The organism is Cycloclasticus pugetii PS-1 (assembly GCF_000384415.1).
GTDB lineage: Bacteria > Pseudomonadota > Gammaproteobacteria > Methylococcales > Cycloclasticaceae > Cycloclasticus > Cycloclasticus pugetii.
The window spans coordinates 340,284-357,239 of record NZ_ARVU01000001.1; the positions used below are offsets into that span (position 1 = coordinate 340,284).

20 protein-coding genes and 1 tRNA gene are annotated in these 16,956 nt (G+C 41.6%); 6 read left to right on the forward strand and 15 right to left on the reverse strand.

Annotation, left to right across the window (positions count from 1 at the left end; translation table 11 throughout):
• Positions 1-31 precede the first annotated feature (31 nt).
• Together CYCPU_RS0101675 and CYCPU_RS0101680 are read left to right on the forward strand one after the other, a co-directional pair.
• Positions 32-108, forward strand: a tRNA-Met gene (locus CYCPU_RS0101675).
• A gap of 159 nt (positions 109-267) precedes the next feature.
• Entirely contained in the window at positions 268-618 is a 351-nt protein-coding gene (locus CYCPU_RS0101680; RefSeq protein ID WP_015005148.1) for a hypothetical protein, read from the forward strand.
• Positions 619-798: 180 nt separating this feature from the next.
• Here CYCPU_RS0101680 and CYCPU_RS0101685 read toward each other — a convergent pair whose 3' ends face one another.
• From CYCPU_RS0101685 to CYCPU_RS0101700, 4 genes are all read right to left on the reverse strand, one after another.
• Positions 799-1,140 (reverse strand): DUF4405 domain-containing protein, encoded by a 342-nt coding sequence (locus CYCPU_RS0101685; protein WP_015005149.1) that lies wholly within the window; start codon positions 1,138-1,140, stop codon positions 799-801.
• A gap of 102 nt (positions 1,141-1,242) precedes the next feature.
• Positions 1,243-2,547 (reverse strand): DUF2130 domain-containing protein, encoded by a 1,305-nt coding sequence (locus CYCPU_RS0101690; RefSeq protein WP_020161745.1) that lies wholly within the window; start codon positions 2,545-2,547, stop codon positions 1,243-1,245.
• Positions 2,548-2,653: 106 nt separating this feature from the next.
• The gene (locus tag CYCPU_RS0101695; protein ID WP_020161746.1) at positions 2,654-3,049 is read right to left on the reverse strand and encodes a VOC family protein; all 396 of its coding nucleotides are present in this window, start codon (positions 3,047-3,049) and stop codon (positions 2,654-2,656) included.
• A gap of 68 nt (positions 3,050-3,117) precedes the next feature.
• The gene (locus tag CYCPU_RS0101700; protein ID WP_015005152.1) at positions 3,118-3,414 is read right to left on the reverse strand and encodes a 4a-hydroxytetrahydrobiopterin dehydratase; all 297 of its coding nucleotides are present in this window, start codon (positions 3,412-3,414) and stop codon (positions 3,118-3,120) included.
• A 135-nt stretch (positions 3,415-3,549) separates the two neighbouring features.
• On the opposite strand from CYCPU_RS0101700, the gene CYCPU_RS12200 reads away from it, so the two are divergent.
• On the forward strand, positions 3,550-3,828 hold the full coding sequence (locus tag CYCPU_RS12200) for a hypothetical protein (RefSeq protein WP_020161747.1): 279 nt from the start codon (positions 3,550-3,552) through the stop codon (positions 3,826-3,828).
• Between the two features lie 100 nt (positions 3,829-3,928).
• Here the strand turns inward: CYCPU_RS12200 and CYCPU_RS0101710 are convergent, their stop codons facing one another.
• The 11 genes from CYCPU_RS0101710 to CYCPU_RS0101760 all read right to left on the reverse strand — a co-directional run bounded on the left by CYCPU_RS0101710 (position 3,929) and on the right by CYCPU_RS0101760 (position 13,618).
• Positions 3,929-4,561 carry a DUF1294 domain-containing protein gene (locus CYCPU_RS0101710; protein WP_020161748.1) on the reverse strand — a complete coding sequence of 211 codons (633 nt, stop codon included), beginning with the start codon at positions 4,559-4,561 and terminating at the stop codon, positions 3,929-3,931.
• 24 nt (positions 4,562-4,585) lie between these two features.
• Positions 4,586-5,437: a nucleotidyltransferase domain-containing protein gene (locus CYCPU_RS0101715; RefSeq protein ID WP_020161749.1), complete on the reverse strand. Its 852-nt coding sequence runs from the start codon at positions 5,435-5,437 to the stop codon at positions 4,586-4,588.
• Positions 5,438-6,250, reverse strand: coding sequence for a potassium channel family protein (locus CYCPU_RS11655; protein WP_020161750.1), 813 nt, complete (start codon positions 6,248-6,250; stop codon positions 5,438-5,440).
• 83 nt (positions 6,251-6,333) lie between these two features.
• A complete protein-coding gene (locus CYCPU_RS0101725) occupies positions 6,334-6,732 on the reverse strand; it encodes a hypothetical protein (protein ID WP_020161751.1) in 399 nt (132 codons plus the stop codon).
• Between the two features lie 309 nt (positions 6,733-7,041).
• Positions 7,042-7,722: a Fe2+-dependent dioxygenase gene (locus CYCPU_RS0101730; protein WP_020161752.1), complete on the reverse strand. Its 681-nt coding sequence runs from the start codon at positions 7,720-7,722 to the stop codon at positions 7,042-7,044.
• A gap of 20 nt (positions 7,723-7,742) precedes the next feature.
• Positions 7,743-8,864: an alpha-hydroxy acid oxidase gene (locus tag CYCPU_RS0101735; protein WP_020161753.1), complete on the reverse strand. Its 1,122-nt coding sequence runs from the start codon at positions 8,862-8,864 to the stop codon at positions 7,743-7,745.
• Positions 8,865-8,958: 94 nt separating this feature from the next.
• Positions 8,959-11,313 (reverse strand): TonB-dependent receptor, encoded by a 2,355-nt coding sequence (locus tag CYCPU_RS0101740; protein WP_020161754.1) that lies wholly within the window; start codon positions 11,311-11,313, stop codon positions 8,959-8,961.
• A 10-nt stretch (positions 11,314-11,323) separates the two neighbouring features.
• Positions 11,324-12,148, reverse strand: coding sequence for an energy transducer TonB (locus CYCPU_RS0101745; RefSeq protein WP_020161755.1), 825 nt, complete (start codon positions 12,146-12,148; stop codon positions 11,324-11,326).
• Complete coding sequence (locus CYCPU_RS0101750) at positions 12,149-12,562, reverse strand: ExbD/TolR family protein (RefSeq protein WP_020161756.1); 414 nt, start codon at positions 12,560-12,562, stop codon at positions 12,149-12,151.
• Positions 12,555-12,968, reverse strand: coding sequence for an ExbD/TolR family protein (locus CYCPU_RS0101755; protein ID WP_016390954.1), 414 nt, complete (start codon positions 12,966-12,968; stop codon positions 12,555-12,557). The genes CYCPU_RS0101750 and CYCPU_RS0101755 overlap by 8 nt, the downstream gene beginning before the upstream one ends.
• On the reverse strand, positions 12,968-13,618 hold the full coding sequence (locus CYCPU_RS0101760; protein WP_020161757.1) for a MotA/TolQ/ExbB proton channel family protein: 651 nt from the start codon (positions 13,616-13,618) through the stop codon (positions 12,968-12,970). The genes CYCPU_RS0101755 and CYCPU_RS0101760 overlap by 1 nt, the downstream gene beginning before the upstream one ends.
• Before the next feature lie 309 nt (positions 13,619-13,927).
• Here CYCPU_RS0101760 and CYCPU_RS0101765 point away from each other — a divergent pair, with 309 nt between their 5' ends.
• The 3 genes from CYCPU_RS0101765 to CYCPU_RS0101775 are packed head-to-tail and all read left to right on the forward strand — an operon-like array spanning position 13,928 to position 16,923.
• Entirely contained in the window at positions 13,928-15,340 is a 1,413-nt protein-coding gene (locus tag CYCPU_RS0101765; RefSeq protein WP_020161758.1) for a cytochrome ubiquinol oxidase subunit I, read from the forward strand.
• Positions 15,333-16,352: a cytochrome d ubiquinol oxidase subunit II gene (cydB, locus tag CYCPU_RS0101770; RefSeq protein WP_020161759.1), complete on the forward strand. Its 1,020-nt coding sequence runs from the start codon at positions 15,333-15,335 to the stop codon at positions 16,350-16,352. Before CYCPU_RS0101765 ends, cydB begins: the two co-directional genes overlap by 8 nt.
• On the forward strand, positions 16,333-16,923 hold the full coding sequence (locus CYCPU_RS0101775) for a Tll0287-like domain-containing protein (protein ID WP_020161760.1): 591 nt from the start codon (positions 16,333-16,335) through the stop codon (positions 16,921-16,923). Before cydB ends, CYCPU_RS0101775 begins: the two co-directional genes overlap by 20 nt.
• Positions 16,924-16,956 lie beyond the last annotated feature (33 nt).

The following is a 16,956-nucleotide window of genomic DNA, read 5'->3' on the forward strand; positions in this document are numbered from 1 at the left end:
AAACTACGAAAATTCACAGCCTTCAAAGTATGGTCATGTAGCTCAGCTGGTTAGAGCACGGCATTCATAATGCCGGGGTCGGTGGTTCAAGTCCACCCATGACCACCATTTCAAGTTTTGCCTTCAAAAATTACGCAACTTTTACTACGCGACTCTTAAAAAGAGCTGTTGGTTTTGTTTGCTTATCATTAACAGCATTATTTGGTTTTCAATGTTATTTGCGTACTATAGTTACTAAACGACGGCACGCAAAAAAAGGAATCAGTGATGAAAGAAGGGATCAACTACACCGCGTTATGTTTCACGATAGCGATAGCTATTTTCTTAGGCAATGGTCTGCTTTTTTTAGCAGAAAAAGCGTGGAAGACTTATGAGTTAAGAGTGGCTGCTCAACTGATGGAAGAGTCAACTGCAAGAATGAAGGTTGAATCTGCTAAGCGAATGGAAGAATTGCAAACCCAAAATCGCGAAAGAAAAAGAATCGCAGTTATTGAATCAGCTAATCAAAAGAACGTTCAAAGAATTAAGCGGGAAACCTGTGATTTTTGGGCGGCAGAATATAGCAAATCCAGAACATCGTACAATAAAGCCATGATGGACTCGGCTTGTGGTCGCTAAATACAGCGTCAGCAACCTACCATAAGACTTTGTCACCTATTTTGGTAACCTAAACTTCCGCTGCTAGCATTGCCGTGTGCGAAAAAAGCGCGAGCTGTGAGTTATTCAGCTCACGCTTTTAGATTTTTGCAGGGTCTTTTTCATTACTGTGTTAGCGCAGCGACCTGTGTGGCTACTTAATCACTCGTGTGACTCAGCTTCGGCGGCCAACTCGTCCATAGGTATTGCGATTTCTGGTGGTACTTCGTTATAAATAACTACGCCATATAACCCGATTAATAAAATAATCATTAGGCCGCCAAACACGGCTACTGATTTATTTTTGATGTAATGGAGGATCGATTTAAAATTGAAACTTAGGTGCGCTAGAACCGCTAGTATCATGATTAGGCCAAACAGTTTATGCACTGGATGCATTTGAATCGTGAAAGATGGCTTCTCTATAACAAACATCAAAAGCCCCGAGGTGGACATGGCGATAAACGAGACAAAAAGGGCTACGGCGACAATTTTCCTGAACATATTAACTCTCCAATTTTTAGTGTGTGACTGAGCACGTTTGAACTGAGTTGACCATACTACAGCGTGCATCTAAACGAAACGATATAATGCGGGCCATGTTGGTTAATCCTTCCTAAGCGCTTCAAACTTAGCGGCCATTGTGGGGTTCTTTTTCGTTAACTTTTTAACGGTTAGGTCATCTGCTTTGTTATTCGCTAAGCGCAGGTTATTTTCTGAGCCAAGAAGGGCATCCTTAGTTTTCTGCAGGTGGTCGATTGTTTTATCAATTTCGGTAATGGCGGTTTTAAACTTTTTAGATGCTAAATCGTAATTTCGCGCAAAGCCTGTTTTAAATGCATCAAGTTCTTCTTCAAAATGAGTAATATCAATATTTTGGGCTTTTACAATGGCCAGTTCTTGTTTGTATTTCAGTGAATTTTGAGCCGCATTGCGTAGCAACGTTATTATTGGAATAAAGAACTGTGGCCGAATCACGTACATTTTTTTGTAGCGATGTGAGACATCAACAATGCCCGAGTTATACAGTTCACTATCGGGTTCTAAAAGCGACACAAGAACAGCGTACTCACAGTTTTTTTCATGTCTGTCTTTATCGAGTTCTTTGAGAAAATCTTCGTTCTTTTTCTTAGTTGCCGTTTCGTCACTTTCATTCTTCATCTCAAACATGATGGAGACAGTCTCAATGTCATTTTCATCTTTATCGCGGAAAATGTAGTCACCTTTGCTGCCAGTGCGAGCATCATTGTCTTTTTCAAAATAAGATTTTGGGAAAGCAGTCGGTCGGATACGGTTAAACTCTGTTTCACAATGTTGTTCAAGCGTTTCGCCAACCATTTTGGTAGACAGGCGTGCTTTCATGTCTTTAAGGCGTTCAATCGTGTCCTCAAGGTCATTAATACGTGTTTCGTATTTATCCTTTAAGGATATTTCTGACATGGTTTTTTCACTTTCTTTCGCGTTAAGTACGGCTTTAAGGTGTTGAATCTCTTTGTCTTTCTCCGCAGATGTTTTTTGTAGCTGATTGGAGTGATTTGCCGCTGCCAGCTCAGACGCGGCTTTTTTTTCTAGCTCGGCTTGCCTTAATTTATTGGCTAAATCATCGCGTTCTTTTTCTACTGCTTTAACCGCCTCAGAAACAGCCAGCTGCTTTGACGTATCACCCGCCTCTAACCTTGCTTTCAGGTCTTGTATTTCTGCATCTTTGGCAGCTGAATTTTTTTGCGCATCGTTCGTTGCTTGTTGTTTAGCCAGCTCGACGGCATTAATTTTTTCTTTTTCAGCAATGTCTAAGCGCTCATTTAGCTGCTGTGTAAATTCGCTATCACGAACCTGCTTCACGATATCCGCGTACCCAGCTTCATCAATCTTGAATGCTTTTTTACATTCAGGGCAATGTATATCTTGCATGGTATTTCTTCCTTTGTTGGTGTGTTTTGTTGGTCGCTACTGTATTGTTCTGTCGCATTTGAAGCTGGTTTTAGCCCAGCTGATAATTGTTCAAAATAGCGATTTACTAACGGTTTGGCGGTTGATGAAACTCAATAACATTTTTATCAGGGTCTCTAATAAAAAAGAACTGTGCGCCTTCAAACTCAACCTCTTCAGTAATGGTAATACCCAGTGCTTTTATAGTCTTTCGTGCAGATTCGATATTCGTTACCTGTAAGGCTACATGAGTGTAACCCGTATTTTTTGCGGCAATATCCATCAGTACATTTTCTGTGCAATCAGAATCTGCGTTGAGAATAAAGTTTATATTAATACCAGATGGGTGCTCCATAATGGCAACAGGTTCCGGCCCGATAGGGCCAGCGATAAATTCAAACCCCAGTTGCTGGTAGAACTGTCTAGAGGCATTCAGGTTTTTAACTCGTAACCCAATATGATTAATTCGGGTAATTTCTTTCACCGTGTATTTTCCCTATTTATTTAGGTTTTTGTTTACCGCCTGCTTCAAGAACAATTTGGAGTGTTTTTTTATAGATTAGTGAGTAGTTTATTCATCTTTCCCGCTAGCTCAAAATCCAGTTCGCTTAAACCGCCCACATCATGGGTCGTTAGGCTGATATTAACTTTGTTATAAACGTTAAACCATTCAGGGTGGTGGTTCATCGCTTCAGCTGTTATTGCGGCAGAGGCCATAAAACCAAAAGCCAGTGCGAAATTAGGAAACGTACACTCTCGGTAAAGTTTGCCTTCTTTTAAACCCCAGCCTTTTATTTCGCCATTTTTCAAACGAGATTCGGCTTCCGTTAATGAGATTAGTTTTTTCATGGTAATCACTACGCCTCTTAAGTTATCAATCGGTTTTGGTTAGTGGGGAATGGATGCCTATTTTTCGGTGTTAAAAAATAAGCAGCACATCAATGCTTCCAACATATTGAAACCTAAGCTTTTTATCCCGCGATTATGTTGTGCCTTGTTGTGCTGTTTGGTGTAACAAAAATTAAAATGATTTATGCGTTTTTACCGCAACACTTCTTATATTTACGGCCATTACCGCAAATGCAAGGGTCATTACGGCCAATTTTTGGTGTTGCTCTGGTTATTGGTGTTTGTGGTGGCGGGCAGCAACTGGTGTCATTGCAGCTAGACTCTTTTGGCGCTACAGATGGGGTTGATAAATTATGGCTACTTTCATTCATATGGGTTATTCACTCTTTGTTGAAATTAAACTACGGACTGTAATTATAAACCTATAGCCAGCCTATACGGCGTGCGCCTATTTTGAAATGCTTGAGCGCTTTATTTTCTATATTTCTCTAGAATATTTTGCTTTGCTTGCACATTAGCCATTAAATAGTGGGTAAATTACATTGTTGATGACGTTTATTCCTTTCTCCGTGTGGATCCAAAACAAACCACTTAAATTCAAAATAATAGTGACCCAATAAACACGTTTAAACTCTTTTTTGCTCGACTTGTGGCGCAATTTCTTTTGAGCAAAAAAAGCACCCGGCCAGCCTCCAATTAGTGAAAGCAGATGCAGCGTGTTTTCTTTTATTCTCCAACGATTGTTTTGAGCTGCAGATTTATCAATTGCATATGTGGCAAAAGTAATAAGGCTCATGACAATATATATGCCGGTGATAATTAGGGGTAGCTTGCCAAAATAAGTTGAGGTTAATAGCACAGCGCAAAAAAGCGCTATAAAGATCTCACCCAAGTGACTGCCTTTTTTTGCTTGGCTTCTTTTTTTTAAGTGTCTAGCATCACGAGCAAATTGAATATTTTCAGCTTTATAACGGTTATTATTGTCCTGAACTAATTCATACACAATAATTTCGCCATTAACAGGCCGACGTGAGCGAGGTTTAAAGGCTTTAATATGCACGAAAGCGCGCTTTCCTCCACCATTTGGCTCGACAAAACCAAAACCCTTCTCATCATTCCAGTTTAAAACTTTACCTTGAAATTTCATGTTCTTGCTTTAATTTGGCTAACGTTACGCCTCAGTGTCGTGCGTCTTTGTCGCGCCCGCTGGAGGTGCTTGTTGGGCCGTTTTTATTCGGTCTTTCAGCTCATCAACCAATACTCTTCTATTGTAATTATGATCTTTAAGCATTTTTCTAAACCCATCATCGGGTATTTCGTCGTTGATTATTGCTCGTTCTACAATCCGCTCATCCCAGTAATTGTAGCTCCATTTACCATGCCAATCGGTCAGACCTCCAATCTGGAAACTCAAGTTTTGTCCAATGATATTATTAACTAACTCGAACACGCTATCTATACTCCCTGATAAACTAACTTCGTCAGAGTATTCTTCTCTCCGATACATATATTTTCCACTTCTGATTTGTAGCATAATATCCACTTCTCGATTACTCATGCCGAAAGCCAAGGCGGCATCGGTATAGCCGAAGCAATATGAGGACCGCATGGCGTTTTCACAGTACAAAATGTTTCGTAAAGCCACATATATTACGTCATAGAACCAAAATTTTCCTTCGCTTGAGCAAGGCAGCCACTCAATAGACTTTGCAAACATTTTGGTTTCTTTAAGAGTCTTTTTCAAGGATATTACGCTTGGCCTATAGCCTCGTATTAAGTCGATTAGCTTTTCTTCGCCTTCGACAATCACTCCATCAGTATCTAGATGCGTTATAAAAAGCGCCCCCTTGTCTTTCATTCGGCCAATTGCATCAATAGATAAAAAGGTAATCTGTTGATAGCGTTCCTTTATCAGCTTAATCGGCGTTTGGTTTTCATCGTGCAAACAAACAAAATCGTGATCACTATTGGGATTCGCATCACCTCTTGCTTGGGACCCACACCTTAGCACTAAATATGACATCTATTTAACCAAGCGCTTAACAATGACTGCTGTCACGATTGACCCCCAAATGACTGATAAAAACAGAAAGGCCGTTGTAATAATCAAGGCAGGGGTATTTTTTGCGGGTGTGATTTCTCCATATCCGACTGTTGTGAAAGAAACGACAGAAAAATATATTGACTCAAGTAATCCGGCATTAGCATTCATGCTGGTTTGAGAAACCATCAGGAATGCAAAAAGGGAAATCAAGGCACTTGTAACCACGATTACGTTCCAAATACCGTAGCCATACCCCAAAGCAATGTCGTAAATTAATCCCGATAAATACTTGAATGGGTGCTTCTTTTTGCCGAATAGATAATCGTACCTTCGGTAAAATTGAAAACGCTTATCGGCTATCATCGCAAAGCCTTCTTGATGCATCTTTTTAGAATTCTGAAATAAGGCTTGAAACCACCAGGCATTAACATTCGCCCATTTTTTATGCCATTCGGATTTATACGCAAAGGAGGATGGGTCTATATATGTACCTTCAATCTCTGCCTTATAGAAGACACACTCTTTAAACTTGCATTGATGAAACTCACAGTTAATTATTCTTGCGCCATTGAACTGACATTCACTAAAGGTGCAGTCTAAAAAAATAATATCTTTTATCTCTTTTGCAGAAAATAGGCATCGATCAAAACAGACCTTATATATGCGTTGCTTCGGTCCTTCGACCTCTTTTTTAAATACGATATAGTGCAACTCAATTTTCGAATCTTTTGCGATGTCTAGAATATCGACTTTCTTAGTTATCTTTTTGTTAATTTTCGGCAACCCAGTCACGGTGATTAGATCCTTGTAATTTATTCAGCTTAACGTTTATATAAGACTCGTGCGCCTTTTGCGCGTCGTGCTTGATATTTTTGTTAAGTATTAAAATATGCAGCAATTGAAAAACTTAACGCAATAATTGACAAAAAAAGGGGAATGGTAAAGCGTAAATAAGACTGTTCATGTTCTGCCAATACTGCTGATAGTAGAGGGAATTGTACGACATGGCGATCAGAACCTATTTGTTTCGCAAATAAAGCAATCAGAGTCCCATCCTCTTGTTTGTACCCATGTTTTTGGTTTAGGTGATAGTAAAGACGGCCAAAGACAATTTCTGGGTCTAAATTTAAATTTCTCGCAATCAACTCGCAGTCAATCGGCACATATATTTTTGTATCACGAGATGGTTTCTCTTTGTCAAAGTTACAAAAATCTGAATAGTATATTTTGTACACCTCTTTGAGAATAACTCTGTCTGTTACATTCTTAGTCATACCTCTTCCTTGTTACTTAACACTGTTAATAAGCGGAAGCAAAGTTCTACGTATCAAGTAGACATAAGTGGCTAATACTTCCATGTATTTTTATATTAGCAGCTAAACGTAAATAGGTTGTTAGCTAGTAATATAGCGAGTTGTTTTAGCTGAATATAACACAACTATTTTTATCGCCTAAGGCTACGTAGTTTTTAGGCCGTTGAATGAAGATCAGTTGGGGTTTATTTAGCTTGCGTACTAAGCATTTAATTTTAAATGATGAAGTATTTATACAAGTACAGGTGACCGTTTTGTCGCTAATGAAGGCTAGCTGCTTGCCCATAGGCGGATAAGGTTGTGATAGATGCCGGTTAAGTGGCGTACTTCGTTGTCGTCGGCTCCTCTTTCTATGGTTAGTGTTTGAATGCTTTGGTCGAGGGTGTACAGCATTTCTCGCTGCTGATTGTCGCGTACCATGCTTTCTAACCAAAAAAAGGAACAGACTCTCGCTCCTTTAGTAACCTTTAGAACCTGATGTAAGCTAGTTGATGGGTATAAAATTAAATCTCCAGCGGCTAGTTTTACTTGTTGAGCGCCATAAGTTGTTTCAATAACCAGTTCACCCCCGTCGTACTCTTTGGGATCAGATAGGAATAAGGTGCAAGAAAGGTCTGTGCGCATTATTTGGTGGTCGGGCAGGTGCATAATGGCGTTATCAACATGGGGCCCATAATGGTCGGCATTGTTATAACGATTAAATTTGGGTGGGAAGATTTTTTTGGGTAACGCGGCGGATAAAAACTGCGGGTGTCGCCCTAAGACTTTTAAAATATGGTTGCCTAATTCAATAGCAAGGTCTGACTGATCTTGAATTTGCTGGTTAACCTTAACTTGTTTTGCTTGACCTCCGGCGGTTATTTTGCCATCTTCCCAGGTTGTTTTATCTAGGGCTGTGCGAAACTGTTCAACGGTTTTTTTATCTAGTACATTATTGATTGGAAGTAGCATAAAACTGTATGTTGTAAACGTTATTGAGGCTGGGTAAAGGTGCACTCTGTATTAATTTCTTGCAGGGTTGAGCAGCCAGTTAAGGCCATTGTTACTTCTAGTTCTTCTCTTAACAAGCGCAACATATGGGCAACCCCTAAGGCCCCAGCAACCGCTAAGGCATACATTTGTGGGCGACCAATCAGTACGGCATTTGCGCCGTATGCAATGGCTTTAAAAATATCTGCTCCACGGCGCACACCACTGTCTAGCAAAATAGGAAACTCTGCGCCAACACGGTGGCGAATAGAGGGTAGGGCGGTGATGCTGGCGGGGACACCATCAAGCGCTCTGCCGCCATGATTAGAAACAACAAGCCCTGCAAATCCCATTTCTTTTACACGGGCTGCATCAGCCGGGTGCAAAATACCTTTGATAATAATGGGTAGGTCGGTTTGTTGTTGTAACCACTGTAAGTCTTGCCAAGTAGGTGCATCTTTCATTATGCCTTGGAAAATAATACTTTGTGTGCGGTTTAATTGTCGTTGCGTAGGGGAGGGTTTGCCCTCAAGGTTTGCTTCACGGACCTCTTGCGGCAACGTGAAATTTGCCCGTTGTGCGCGGTTTCTTAAGCCATTGATCGGCACATCAAGGGTAACAACAAGGGCGCTATAGCCGGCTTTTTCTGCTCGCTTAATTAGCGAGAGGGTGAACGCTTTAGTGTCTTGAAAATACAGTTGAAACCACTTTCTATAATGCGTTGTGTTGGCAATTTGCTCTAGTGTGGTAGATGAAAGCGTGCTGGCTATAAAACCGGCTTCCATTGCCTCGGCAGCAGCTGCGCTGGCAAGTTCTCCATCTGGGTGAGCTAATTGTTGATGAGCAACCGGCGCTAAGAAAATAGGGTGGCGATACTGCTCGCCAAATAGCGTTAATTCGGTTGAACCTTTAGATACATCTTGTAACACTCGACTGTAAAGGCCGATATCGTCAAACGCTTTTTGATTGTTTTTTAAGGTAATTTCGTTAGCCGACCCACCGGCAATATATTCAAAATGTGGGTGAGATATAAAGTGCTTTGCTAGCTTTTCATAATCATTAACGGCTGCAATATCAGGCGGTATTTGTGTCAGTTTTTCTTGTCGGGTTGGTTTTTCTTTCATGGGGCGCCTAGCCGTTGGTAGTCAAAATATAATACTTGGGGCCTAAGTTGCCTTAGGCCCCAGTAACCAAATTATTACGCTTTAATTGTTATGTCTAAAACTCATACGCTAAGGTGAGTTGGGCATTACGAGCATCGCCAATATAGGTAAAGCCACCATTTCGATAACCGGCTAAATAGTAGTCTTCGTCTGTAATATTGCTTACGTTCAAGCTCGCTTTAAGTTTTTTGTTAATGTCATAACTGGCAAAAATGTCATACACAGTATAGCTCGGTATTTCATAATCATCAGCTGGGCTATCGGGTTGCCCAACAAACATATTGCTGGAATACGTTGCAATACTACCAAAGGCAAACTTAGGTGTTGCTTGGTAACGCAACTGCAAGTAAACGCTATCATCTGCAAAGTTACTCAAGGGCTTGTTCTTATAATCGACAAGGTCGCCGCCTCGGCCTATGGCCGAAGATTTTAAAATTTCAGACTCCATCATTGTTGCGCCAAACTGCACACTTAATGCTTTGGTAATATTACCTACGGCTGAAACTTCAATGCCTTCCACTTGGTTTTTACCCGTGTTTAAGGTGCCTATAGATGAGTATGCGTCGCCAACACTTTCCATTACATCATCTTTTACAGTTCGGAAAATAGCGGCAGTTAACAAGAGCTTGTTATTTAAAACGTTCCATTTTGTGCCCAGTTCAACACTTTTTGTTTTTTCTGGTTTGCTGTTTTCAACTTGCAGGTTGTCACTTCCGCAAAGCCCGCCATAACCACAATTACCGCCTAGATCAGATTCGCCACCGTTAATATTGCTAGAGGTACTATAGGTTAGGTAAACATTGCCTTGCTTATTGATATTGTAAACAGTGCCAATATGTCCATTCCACAGGGTATCGGAATAAGAGAATTTAGTTGGAACAGTCGCGCCATAGCTCAGTACCGAGTTATCGTAATCAAAGCGGTCGGCTCGTATACCTAAAAACAGCGACCAATGATCATTAAAAGTAATGGTATCCATTGCCGATAATGATATGGTTTTTATGGAGTAATCGGAGTCTTTAGCTGCTTTGTTGATGTCACGCTCCAGTAAGCCATTAAGGTTATTGATCTCTTTGCCATTACCGTCCAAGATGCAATAATTTGGAGAACCGCCTCCTTGGCTTGCGACGATACAATTGGTTGCGCCATTATTAGTAACGTTATAAGTTCCATTAATGACGCCAATATCAGAGTATTCCGCACCAAAAACAAATTGATGCTTATTGCCCGCCAGTTCCCTATCCACAAACAGGTTAAATTGGTTTGCAAAATAGGTGACATCTTGCCAACCTTGGTGCGCTCTGCTTTCAATAGTAATGGTGGCTGCGCCCGGGGCAACGGGGTCACTAATATCCCTGGTTGCGCCAAAAGCGCCTGTTGTTACATAACCATTTTCGGTCGTGCCGTAACGGGTTGAGTTTTCTATTCTTAAGGCATCGTTAATTTCATAATTAAGACGGAAGGTTCCCACGTTAACGGTTGATTCTAGAAAGTCTTCGTCTTGTACGTACGATGGAATGTTATTGGCCACTTTAGAGTCGGTAATGTGGTAACTACCTAGGTCGGGTGAGTCTTCTGCATTTAAGTAGTAATAATCAGCCGTCAGTTTTAATTTATCAGTGGCCTGGTGGCTACCGGATAAGGCAAGACCTGTGCGCTCTTGGTCTGCAGGGTCGCGATCTGGAACATCTTTTTCGCTATATAATAGGTTAAGCCTTACTGCCGTATCATCATTAATTTTATGGTTGCTATCTAAGGTCAGCTCTCCAAAATTGTCTGTCCCTAAACCAGCTGATATTTTATTGAAGTCGTACTCTGTGCTGGCCTGTTTGGTTACCCCATTAATGGCGCCGCCTGTTGAGCCTCGGCCTGCAAAGGTGGAGCTGGGTCCTTTGGTAATTTCAACTTGTTCTAAGGCAAAGCTTTCACGAGTTGTCATTCCTGGGTCACGTAAACCATCCACAAAAACATCACTACGCGCTTCATGTCCTCGAATAATATAACGGTCACCAAAGGCATTGCCATTTTCACCAGTTCCTAAGGTAATACCGGGCTGGGCAGCTAAAATATCCCGTAAACCTGTTTTCCCCGAGTCTTGAATGGCTGTTTGTGTAATCACGCTGATTGTTTGAGGCGTATCGGCCAACTCTTTTACATGCCGACTATCGGCTGAAATTTTTGCTTTATACGGTGCAGATTTTTCTGTGTAAGGGTTGGTATCAATTGTTCGCTCTTCAATTTGTAATGCATCTAAAACAATAGCATCGCTTTCTTGTGCAATGGCGTTGTTTGCTGTGGCACCTAGCAGTACCGTTTGTACACAAATTGCTAGCGCTGTTTTGCGAGATGGAAATGCCGTTTTATTTCGCACTTTGAGTTTGGCCGATCTACTGCTTGCGGGGGCTGTCATTATTTGCTCCTTAATAAGTTGAGTTGGTAATAAGTGAATATTCAAGGGGAATGATCAGGGTTAATTGATCACGTGGTATTGAATTTGGGATGGCGGGCATTGGGCTTGCCTTGTCTAGGATGTCTAGGGCTGCTTTATCCAGTAAGGGGTAACCAGAGCTTTTGTGAACACTAGCGGATAACAGCTGACCTTTTTTATTTATAGTGAATTTCAGCGTGACGACGCCTTCTTGTTTTTTCTTTTTTAAGGCGGCAGGGTAATTTTTATATTGGTTTAGCCAAGCGATTAAGCTTGAGAAATAATCCTTTTTACCTAAGCGGTTCCCTGAGTTTGCTTCTGCCCCTTTTCCGCTTGCACGAACCAGTGCTTCAGACTTTGATTGCTCCTTGCTATTGCTGGTTTGTTCTTCTGGTACTTCTGGTTTTTCTGTTACTTCAGGGTCTTCTGGTTCTGCTGTCTGTTTCAGCTGGGCTGGCTTTTTTTGTTCAGAGTGCTGTACTAATACGGCATCCTTTGTTGGTTTTTTTGTGGTTACGGCAGCCACAGTAGGCGCCGGTTTTTTAACCGGCTTATTGGTTTTTTTTGGTGCTTTAGTGACCGGTTTGCTTATAACTTTTTTTTCTGGCTTAGTTTTTTTCTCGAGTTTTTGCTTTTTTTCCTTTTCAACTTGATCTATATAAGAGCCTTGCATGCCCAAGCCAATTTGAATGCCGTTTTCGCCTAAATCGCTAGCTCCACTTGGTTTTGGGGCAGGGCTTAACATATAGCCAGTTGCCGCCGCTAGATGCAGGGCAATGGAAACAAAAAAGGCTAAAGACCATTCTGAAATACGCATTTATTTGGCCGAAGAAGCTTGCGCATAAAGGGTTATTTTAAAAATACCTTTTTTGCGCAAAATGCTAAGTGTTTTATCAAGGTCAACGGCTTGAACACGTCTATCAGCTTCAAGCGCTAACAGCGTATTGGCCTCTATGAGAGAGTCTAAATCTAGGTCTAGCTTTTCAAGAGAGGTTTTAACGCCATTAAGGTAAAGCTCATTTTTATCAGTGAGCTGTAGAGTCACCGTTTTCTCGACAGCTTGAGCACCGTTTTCTGAAACAGGCAATTCAATACCTTGGTCTTGGATATCCCGCATATGCCCTGCAATCATAAAAAACACGAGCAGTAGAAAAACAATATTGATCATAGGGATCATATTGCTATCACCCTGTTGGCTACTTTTAGCTGATATTAGGCGCTGGTTAACCATTTTTATTTGCCGTTTGCTTAAGTGACTGACCGAGGGATAATGTCTGGAAGCCCAGTCTATTGAGTCGCTCCATTGCCGAAACTATTGATTGAACCTGTGTTTTGGCGTTAGGTAAGATGACCGTTGGTTTGTGAATATTGAGTGATTCTAAGAGGGTAGAATCTGTTAGCTTGAACGTTGATTCTTTACCAAGTAATGTCAGTGAACCATCTTCATGCAGCTCAATTAATTGAGGCTTTTCCAACGTAGTCTCGTGACTTGCTACGGGCGACTGCAAATCAAAACCATTATTTTTGCTAAAGGATGAAGTCAACATAAAGAAAAACAATAAAATGAAAACCACATCAACTAGCGCTGTCAAACTGACCTGTTTCTTTGGCCGCGGGTTAATTAATAAGGGGTTCATTAAGCTTGGGCCACTTCACGTAAAGGTTTAACCGATTTTCTTTCGGCTTGGATTGTAAAAACCCTATCCAAATCATCCTGAATGAGTATCGCCTGAACTTCAATTTTGCGCTCAAACCAGCTATGAATAATTGAAGTTGGAATAGCAACGGCAACACCCATTGCGGTGGTCATTAGAGCCATCCAGATGCCGCCAGAAAGGATGGCTGGGTTAACTTGGCTTCCCGCCGCTTCCATTGCTTTAAATGCTTCAACCATGCCTAAAACAGTGCCTAGCAGCCCTAATAAGGGAGCCAGTGAGGCAATGACCTCTAGAATTCGTAGGTACTTAGCAAGGTCGGCTAGTGCAAAGCGAGCCTTTCTTAAAATTTCGTTTTTTGCTTCTTCTGTAGACAGGACGCCGCTATCTAATAATTGAAGTGCTTGGGCGATCAGTGTTGACCTTAAATGACGCTGGCCATTAACCAGCACAATCGCTTGGGCAACTTTATTTTGCTTAAAGTTTGAAAACGCTTCTCCAATAGAAGATTTTGAAGTATCCCTCAATTGCCAAAACTGCCAAATTTTTAACAGGGTGACCGTTAGCGAGACAACAGAAAAGACAATAAGTAACCAAACAACGGGACCGCTAGTTATTAATAAATGAGACATGAAAACACCTTAACCATAATGAATTTAAGTAATGAGAATGTTAATGATAATCATTCTCATTACTTATTGTCAATAAGTCTGACAACTAAATGCTTAAATTTGAACGAGCTGATCTATAGCAGCCTTGTTGCTATATGAAAGGTGATACGATAAGGCCGCAAACGTAAACGCTCATAACAATGAGGTAGCCGCATAAAGTTTTTAATGGCAGTAGAATGGGAACGACGTTGAAAAGCTTGGGGGTATTCTATAAATGTTGTTCAGCGTTTATTGCAACTGGTGACCGTGGAAAAATAGAGGATAAATATTATGTTAGCACTTGAGCTTGACCCTGTATTACTGGCGCGTATTCAATTCGCCTTCACGATTAGTTTTCACATTGTTTTTCCGGCATTCACGATTGGCTTAGCAAGTTGGCTTGCTGTTGTTGAGGGGCTGTATCTGAAAACAGGCAAAAATGTTTATAGAGAAATCTACAAAATGTGGATTAAGATTTTTGCGGTGTGCTTTGGGATGGGTGTTGTCTCGGGTGTTGTGATGTCCTATCAGTTTGGTACTAACTGGTCTGTTTTTTCCGATAAAGTTGGCAATGTTATTGGGCCGCTTCTAGGCTACGAAGTGCTAACAGCGTTCTTTTTGGAAGCATCTTTTCTTGGCATTATGCTTTTTGGTTGGGGCCGTGTGAGCAAGAAAATGCATTTTGTTTCCACCTTAATTGTAGCTTTTGGCACGCTTGTTTCCGCGTTTTGGATTTTGTCAGCTAATAGTTGGATGCAAACCCCTCAGGGTTTTGAAGTAAGGGCCGATGGTTTGCTGTATGCCACAAATTGGATGGAAGTTATTTTTAACCCATCTTTCCCTGTGCGTTTTCTTCATATGGTAACAGCAGCCTATCTGACAACCGCTTTTGTTGTAGGCGGGGTTGGAGCCTATTATTTATGGCGAAAAATCCATGTTGAACACGCTAAAGTGATGTTTTCTATGGCGATGCTGATGGCGGTTTTTGTTGCGCCAACCCAGTTGTTTATAGGCCATGCACATGGTGAAAACACAATGGAATATCAACCTATCAAGGTGGCTGCGATGGAGGGAAACTGGGAGCGTGGCAGCAATAAACCGCTGTACCTTTTTGGCATACCGAATGAAGAAACCGAAAGTACAGATTATGGTATTACTATTCCTAACGGCGCTAGTTTGATCCTAACAGGTTCTGCAGAGGGGGTTGTGCCTGGGTTGAAAGAGGTCGCAAAAGAAGATCGCCCTCCGGTGGCTATTGTGTTTTGGTCTTTCCGCGTTATGGTTGGCTTGGGTGTGGCAATGATACTAACGGGTATTTTGGCTGCCATTTTATATTTCAGAAAACGCTTGTTTGATGTTAAGTCCTTTCAATTATGGTGCATGGCAATGATGCCAAGCGGGTTTATAGCATTGTTAGCTGGTTGGTTTGTAACGGAGGTTGGGCGCCAACCCTTTACCGTATATGGTGTTGTGAGAACGGCGGAGAGTATTTCTCCAGTTATCGCAGAACAACTGGCCTTGAGCTTAGGTATTTTTGTTGTGGCTTATACGCTGATTTTTGGCACGGGTAGTTATTATATTTTGAAATTAATTGGCAAGGGGCCCAACCAAGATAAGTCGGGTAATGGCTATTATGAACACGGGCAAGAGGCGGTTGCACCTAATCTAGCCAGCAACATTGGAAAGGAGGGTAAAAATGTTTGATTTATCACCATGGCTAGACCTACCTTTAATATGGGGCGCTTTAATCGCAACAGCTGTTTTTATATATGTCTTGTTGGATGGCTTTGATTTGGGCTGTGGCATATTATTTCCATTTGCGCCTAGCGATAAATGCCGTAGCAAAATAATGAATTCGATCGCGCCGTTTTGGGATGGTAACGAAACGTGGCTTGTTCTTGGTGGCGGCGGTCTTTTTGCGGCTTTTCCAGTTGCGTATGCGATAGTGATGCCGGCACTTTATTTACCCGTTATTTTAATGCTGATAGGGCTCATTTTTCGTGGTGTCGCCTTTGAATTTCGTTTTAAAACGGAGGGAAGAGACCGCAAACTATGGGATGTGTCTTTCCACGTTGGCTCGTTATTGGCTGCGTTTATGCAGGGCGTAATTTTGGGTAATTTTGTACAAGGCTTTGAGGTTGTTGAGCGAAGTTTTGCCGGTGGTCCGCTTGACTGGGCTAATGGGTTTGCAGTAGTAACAGGTATTTCGCTAGTGTTTGGCTATGCGCTGATTGGCGCAACATGGCTCATATGGAAATGTGAGGATGATACCCAGCGCTGGGCACGTGCTGTGGCGCGGTATGTTATCGGCTTTGTAGCATTGGCAATGGGCTTAGTGAGTTTGTGTATGCCATTTATTGACGAACGCATTCTGACGTTGTGGTTTTCTATGCCCAATATGTTTTTTCTGGCACCGGTTCCTATTATTACGTTTTGCGCTTTTGTTTTACTTTGGAAAGACTTACATAGCGAGCGCGAGATTCGTCCGTTTTTGCTCACCATCTTCATATTTTTACTCGGTTATGTGGGGCTAGGTATCAGCTTGTTTCCATGGATTGTTCCGTTTAGTTTTACCCTTTGGGATGCGGCCGCTGCCTCAACATCGCAATCATTCTTATTAGTTGGAACCGCGGTGTTTTTGCCCATTATTTTAGTGTATACAGGATATAGTTATTACATATTTAGGGGTAAAGCTGATGATAAAGCCATGTATTAAAAGCGGGCTAATTGTTGCGTGTTTATTGTGTTATGCAGTCAGTTTTGCACAAGAGCCTGTCTTTTCTTATGTTGAGGAAGCAAGAGGCATTACCCAGCAATTTCAACAAACATTAAAGCAGGAATTACAGGCGGCGATTAAAACAGGTGGTTTAAAAAAAGCCGTCGATGTGTGTAGTCTTCGCGCACCTGAAATTGCAGAAAAAATGGCAGACGAAACAGGCTGGGCAATAGGGCGTACCTCGTTAAAAACACGTCATCAAAACAACAAGCCCACAGCGCAAGAAAAGGCGGTTTTAGACGAGTTTGTAAGCAGGAAAAGTGCGGGTGAAGACCTTGCCGAAATGGAATGGTGGCAACAGCAGGGCACAAGCATAATGTATATGAAGGCAATTCCAATGCAGGGCTTGTGTTTAAGTTGCCATGGCATAACGGTAGAGACCTCACTTAAAAATCATATCAAGGAGCTCTACCCTCGCGATACCGCGATGGGCTTTAAAATAGGTGAGATTCGCGGAGCATTTAGCTTGCAAAAATATATAGAGTTAGCTAATGGACAAATTATTAAGTAAATATTTATCGCCTAAACAAAAACAATGGGCATG